Annotated in this window: 4 protein-coding genes; 2 read left to right on the forward strand and 2 right to left on the reverse strand. The window is 48.6% G+C overall.

From position 1 onward, the window contains the following. Nucleotides 1-518 precede the first annotated feature (518 nt). Both VZT47_RS09080 and VZT47_RS09085 read right to left on the reverse strand, forming a co-directional pair. A complete protein-coding gene (locus tag VZT47_RS09080; protein ID WP_330224646.1) occupies nucleotides 519-1,733 on the reverse strand; it encodes an ATP-binding protein in 1,215 nt (404 codons plus the stop codon). Nucleotides 1,734-2,270: 537 nt separating this feature from the next. Beyond that, the gene (locus tag VZT47_RS09085) at nucleotides 2,271-4,763 is read right to left on the reverse strand and encodes an excinuclease ABC subunit UvrA (protein ID WP_330224647.1); all 2,493 of its coding nucleotides are present in this window, start codon (nucleotides 4,761-4,763) and stop codon (nucleotides 2,271-2,273) included. Nucleotides 4,764-5,241: 478 nt separating this feature from the next. On the opposite strand from VZT47_RS09085, the gene VZT47_RS09090 reads away from it, so the two are divergent. Next, nucleotides 5,242-5,643 carry a hypothetical protein gene (locus tag VZT47_RS09090; protein WP_330224648.1) on the forward strand — a complete coding sequence of 134 codons (402 nt, stop codon included), beginning with the start codon at nucleotides 5,242-5,244 and terminating at the stop codon, nucleotides 5,641-5,643. 145 nt (nucleotides 5,644-5,788) lie between these two features. Continuing rightward, on the forward strand, nucleotides 5,789-6,065 hold a 277-nt coding region (locus VZT47_RS09095; RefSeq protein ID WP_330224649.1), incomplete at its 3' end, for a hypothetical protein.

Raw genomic sequence — 6,065 nt, forward strand, 5'->3', positions numbered from 1 at the left:
AAATTAAGTATTCTATACATAGTGACCTCCGTTTGCGTGTAGGTAATTCCCTGTTCGGGATGGGTTTTCGTCGACTTCATTGTACAGGGTGAATCCACGAATGTGCAAACCGGAGGTCACTTCATATTATCTAACGGCTAATAACTCCACTGATTATTTCAAAATCCCAACTTTTCCAAAGAACTCCTTCAGTTCCTCGATCGAGGTGCTTCTGGAGAAACAGTTTCGCTCAATAAAAAAGGCGCCCATCAACATGAGCACCTCCATTTCAGATGACCAATCCCCTCGCAAGACCCGACTCATTCCTGGTCGATCTGCCTCTATCCCGTCAGGCCAATAGCGGAAGGCTAATCTCGCAAGACCCGACCCGTCCCAGGCCGATTTGCCTCTATCCCCTCAGGCCAATAGTGGAAGGCAAAATCTCGCAAGACCCGACCCATCCCAGGTCGATCTGCCTCTACCCACTTAAGCCATTAGCGGCAGGCAAATCTCGCAAGTCACCGGCAGTCTGATCTCCTTCAGCCGGTTATCAGTGTTTCATCTTCCAGGAAATCAAGCAGGTTCAGATGTTGAATCCCATTTTCGTCCCGGGTGATGGGGTCCAGGGATATGACATACTTGGGATAGTTGTCCCGAATATCCGCATAGGCGCCAAATTCTCTTGCTCTGGTCTTCTCGTCAGCCATCAGATAGGCTGCCTGGATGTAGCATTTTTTCTGATTTCTTTCGGCGATGAAATCGATTTCCCCTTTCTGCGTTTTTCCCACATACACATGGTATCCCCGGGCCAGAAGTTCATTGTATACCAGGGTTTCCACGATGAAATTGTATTCATCTTTCACCCGGTTTTTCTTCAGATGGAAAAATCCCAAATCGCTTACATACAGTTTCGCCTCATAGGAAAGGACCCGGCTCCCGCGGATGTCATACCGTTCTGCCCGGTTAACCACGCAGGCATCTTCAATGGCCCTGATATAGGCATTCACGATGGGCGGAGAGATCTTCAAAGCCTGGCTTGTCAGCACCCCGGCCACCCGGTTGCCCGAGAAAGCGGTAGAGGAATTGGCAATGATATAAGACAGAATTTTTTCCAGAATCACCGGCGAATTGATGCGATTTCTGAGAACGATATCTTTCAGCACGATGGAATCGTACAGATTGGAAAGGACCACTTCCCTGTCCTCGCCGGCTGCCACAGACCAGACCAGCGGGAACCCGCCCCAGCGGATATACTCTTCGAATAATTTCATCCGGTCAAAGGTCATTCCCATTTCCCTGACCAGTTCTTCTATTTCATGAAATGTAAAAGGCATGATGCGGAAGGAAATAGTCCTCCCGCCCAGATGGGAGGAAAGTTCCCCGGAGAGGAGTTTCGACGTGGACCCGGTCAGGAAAATGCTCACATTGTGGCCGGCCCGGAAAGAGTTGACCACCAGCTCGAAATCCTTCACGTTCTGGATTTCATCAAAAAACAGGTAATACTTCTGATCATCTGCCAGCTTTTCTTCCACATAGTCATTGAACGCATCCGGATTCATCAATTTGCGATATTTATACAATTCAAAATTGATGACAAGGATATGATCCTCCGGCACGCCCAATCCCCTGATTTCATCCACAATCTGTCCCATGAGGGTGGACTTCCCGCAGCGGCGGATACCGGTAATGACCTTGACCAGTTCCGAATCATAAAAAGGCCGGATTTTTCGAAGATAATTTTCACGGATAACCATAGCGCACCCCCTTATACCATAATTATATTTTTACAATTTTCAAAAATCAAGAAAACTATAAAAATATTTTTACAGTTTTTCGTTTTTCACAAAACCATAAAATATTCCTTACAGTTTTTGAAATAAAAAAGGCGCCCAACTCCATGAGCACCTCCATTTCAAATTGCCAATTCCTCGCAAGACCCGACTCACTCCCGGCCGATCTGCCTCTATCCCATCAAGCCTATAGCGGAAGGCATAAACTCGCAAGACCCGACCCGACCCGTCCCAGGCCGATTTACCTCTATCTCATCAGGCCCATAGCGGAAGGCCAATCTCGCAAGACCCGACCCGTCCCTGGCCGATTTGCCCCAATCCCATCAGGCCAATAGCGGAAGGCAAACCTCGCAAGACCCGACTCATTCCCGGCCGATCTGCCTCTATCCCAGCAGGCCCATAGCGGAAGGCAAAATCTCGCAAGACCCGACCCATTCCCGGTCGGTCTGCCTCAGAACCTTCAAGCAATGATCCGAAGGCAGAAACTTCGCAGGCAAATTATCACAGATACCTTCCCGTGACACTTTCCGGATTATTTTTTACTTCATCTACCGTCCCTGTAGCTACGATTTTTCCTCCATGAATGCCTCCTCCCGGTCCCATATCGATGAGGTAGTCCGCATTATGGATGATATCCAGATCATGTTCTATGATGATGACCGTGGCTCCCTGGTCCAGAAGTTTCTGAAATACCCGGAGAAGGGTTTCCACATCCAGAGGATGAAGTCCGATGGTGGGTTCATCGAAGACAAAGACGGATCCTTCCTGGCCTTTTCCCATTTCACTGGCCAGTTTCAGCCTCTGCGCTTCGCCGCCGGAAAGGCCCGGCGTTTCTTCGCCAAGGGTGAGGTACCCGAGTCCCAGGTCATGAAGGACCTGAAGTCTTTTGTGCACGATGGAAGATTTCCTGAAAATGGGCAGCACTTCGTCCACGCTTTTGTTCATCAGGTCCGGAAGAGAATGGAAATTTCCATCTTCTCCCTTCATCCGGATGCCATAGGCCTCTTTTCCGTATCGCGACCCATGACAGTCGGGACAGGGAATGTCCACATCCGGAAGAAACTGGACATCCAGACTGATGGCACCCGTGCCATCGCAGGTTTTGCAGCGGAGATTTCCCGTATTGTAGGAAAAGGCGCCGGCTTTCCATCCGGCCGCTTTGGCCGCTTCCGTTTTCGCATAGATTTTTCGCAGTTCATCATGCACATTGGCATACGTCGCCACAGTAGACCGCACATTGATTCCGATGGGTGCAGAATCAATGAGTTTGACCTGGGAAATATTTTTTGCGGAAATATGATGCACATGGGCGGGAAGTTTCGTTCCATTGATTTCCGCCTGAATGGCAGGAATGAGAGACTCCAGGATGAGTGTCGTTTTTCCGGAGCCCGAAACACCGGTCACTACGGACATCCGCCCTTTCGGGATGGAAACGGAAAGGGGTTTCACCGTATGAAGTCCGCCCATGTCCAGGTCAATCTTTCCTTCTTTGAAAAGGTCTTCCTTTGCACAGGGTTTCCGCACCATATGGGCTTTCGTAGTATCCAGAAATGGTCCGATGAGAGATTTCGGATTCTTCTTTATTTCCTCTACTGTCCCCTCTGCCAGCAGATTTCCGCCATTTTTGCCGGCCCCGGGGCCCAGTTCGAAAAGATAATCGGAATGAGACAGGACTTTTGTATCATGGTCTACAAGAACGATGGAATTTCCGTCGGCAAGAAGATCATCCATCACCCCTATGAGTCCTTCAATATTGGACGGATGAAGGCCGATGGACGGTTCATCCAGCACATAAAGAACGCCGGTGGTCCGGTTTCTCACGGCCCTGGCCAATTGGGTCCGCTGCCTTTCTCCTGTGGAAAGGGTGGATGCCGCCCGGTCAAGAGTGAGGTAGGAAAGGCCAAGATCCATAAGACGTTTTGCAGTATGAAGATAATTGTCACAGATGGCCTCTGCCATGGGTTTCATTTCTTCAGGTAGGGAAGATGGTACTTTTTTAACCCATTCAATGCTGTCCGAGAGGGTCATGGCTGTGGCTTCACCTAAAGAAATACCCAGGATTCTCGGTGCCCTGGCTTCTTCCGAAAGTCTCGTCCCATGGCAGTCCGGGCAGATATCCTCTTTGAGGAATTTCGCCACCCGCTTCATGCCTTTTTCATCTTTCACACGGGCCAGCGCATTTTCCACGGTATAAACGGCATTGAAATAGGTGAAATCCATCTCCCCTGCCAGATTTTTCGTCTTGTCATGGTAAAGCATGTGATATTTCTTAGGTTCCCCATGGAAAACGAGGTCTTTTTCCTTTTCCGTCAGATCCCGGAAAGGCACATTCGTGCGGATCCCCAGATTGTCTCTTGCAATATCTTTCATAAGGGACCACATGAGGGTCTGCCAGGGAGCCACGGCTCCTTCATCGATGGTGAGAGAATCATCGGGGACTAACGTCGATTCATCCACAGTCCGCGAGATGCCCGTCCCCTGACAGGTTTTGCAGGCACCCCGGCTATTGAAGGCCAGATCTTCCGCCCCGGGACCATAAAATTTCTCTCCGCACACGGGACAGGTCAAAGGAAGCTCGGCGGCCACATTCATGGATGGCGGCACATAATGACCATGGGGACAGCGATGACTGGCCAGCCTGGAAAACATGAGGCGAAGCGTATTCAGAAGTTCCGTGGAAGTCCCGAAGGTGGAGCGGATCCCCGGCACTCCCGGCCTCTGGTGGAGTGCTAAAGCCGCCGGCACATAACGAATCGACTCCACATCTGCATTAGCCGCTATGGTCATACGCCTTCTCGTGTAAGTCGAAAGAGCTTCCAGATATCTCCTCGACCCTTCGGAATAAAGCACCCCCAGGGCCAGGGACGATTTCCCGGAGCCCGAAACGCCTGAAATTCCCACGATTTCATGAAGCGGGATGTCCACGTCTATATTTCTTAAATTATGAACCCGCGCTCCCCTGACTTCGATATGATCCGGCTGCTTCTGTGACATAGCTCTCACTCTCCCTTTTATTTTTAGCTCCTTATATATATTAGCATAACAGTTATCAGTTAGCAGTTCTCAGTTATCAGTGGGCCTGGCTTATGTCCGGATAACCTTATTGGCAATCTGATTTAAAAATCTTGAATGTATAATAAAGTGAATGACTGATCATACATAAATGTGGGAAAACTGTACATTGGGGTTAATGGTTAATAGTTAATTTTCCTCATCCAGGACGCGGATAGGCAGATGAAATAAAAGCCCCGTCGCCCGCCTGACATAAATGCAACTGATAACTGATAACTATTAACTATGAACTATAACTGATAACTTCCCACCCTTCTGCTTCCCCTCTTCAATTACAGCCTCACTCCAACTATATTTCTCTATCATGGCAAAGTGCTATAGAAACCATAAAATTCCTGTACAAATATTGTATACTGTATAAGAATATGTCTCGTTTAAGTAGAAATAGAAAGGCAAAAGAATGGATAAATTACAGGTCCAGCTGCAGCAGGCCGGACAGACTTTAGCAAGATTTCATGAACTGGCAGTCAAAGAAGAGATTTCCGAAGTGGAAAGAGATGCCATGATTCATCGTTTCATCCTCTCCTATGACGTCCTCTGGCATGTCGCCCATGATTATCTCCTTCATAAGCACGGTCTTGATGCGCCCACCCCGAAACGGGCCATCCTGGACTGCAAAGCCCTGGGCCTCATCGATGAAAAACTGGCATCCGAAGCCATCCTCATGAATGACCTCCGTCACAAAGCCACCATGCTTGGCCGGGAAGGCGGAGATCCCGATGAAGTGGCAAAAGAAGTCAGGAAATATGATGACCGCCTCCGGGACTGGCTGGAACAGCTCGAAGAAAAAGTGAATGGATAAAAAATATGGTAAAAGTCTCTCTTTTGATCAGGGAGACTTTTTTATTGACAACTTTTGTTTCGGGGGTATCGGGATTATCGGAAATCTCGGGGCGGTGTGGCCAGACAAGTATAAAGTGCCGCAGAAATATATATTTTAATTCGAAATGACAGATATCGCAGATGAAAGTTACAATAGAGAAATGGCGGGCTATAACTTTTATGCCCGCCACCGCCCCAATAACCCCGATATTCCCGACAATTCCCGATTCAAAAGTCCTCGAAGATACAAGTTTCCATTATATAAACAGCAAAAGTTTAATAAACTTCTAATGATACAAATCGCGATTTTTGCTACTATACCAGTGAAAGCAGCAAGAGCGAGGCCTCGGGCCGCGTTCCATGAGGATCTGCCAGGCGCCCAGAAATTTAAAGCAGATCCGG

The sequence above is a fragment of the Dialister sp. genome (assembly GCF_036343215.1).
Taxonomy (GTDB): Bacteria; Bacillota; Negativicutes; order Veillonellales; family Dialisteraceae; genus Dialister.

What these genes read in the sequence shown, in the direction of transcription:
- VZT47_RS09080 (WP_330224646.1), bottom strand. Translation starts at nt 1,733, where the DNA reads ATGGTTATCCGTGAAAATTATCTTCGAAAAATCCGGCCTTTTTATGAT.
- VZT47_RS09085 (WP_330224647.1), bottom strand. Translation starts at nt 4,763, where the DNA reads ATGTCACAGAAGCAGCCGGATCATATCGAAGTCAGGGGAGCGCGGGTT.
- VZT47_RS09090 (WP_330224648.1), top strand. Translation starts at nt 5,242, where the DNA reads ATGGATAAATTACAGGTCCAGCTGCAGCAGGCCGGACAGACTTTAGCA.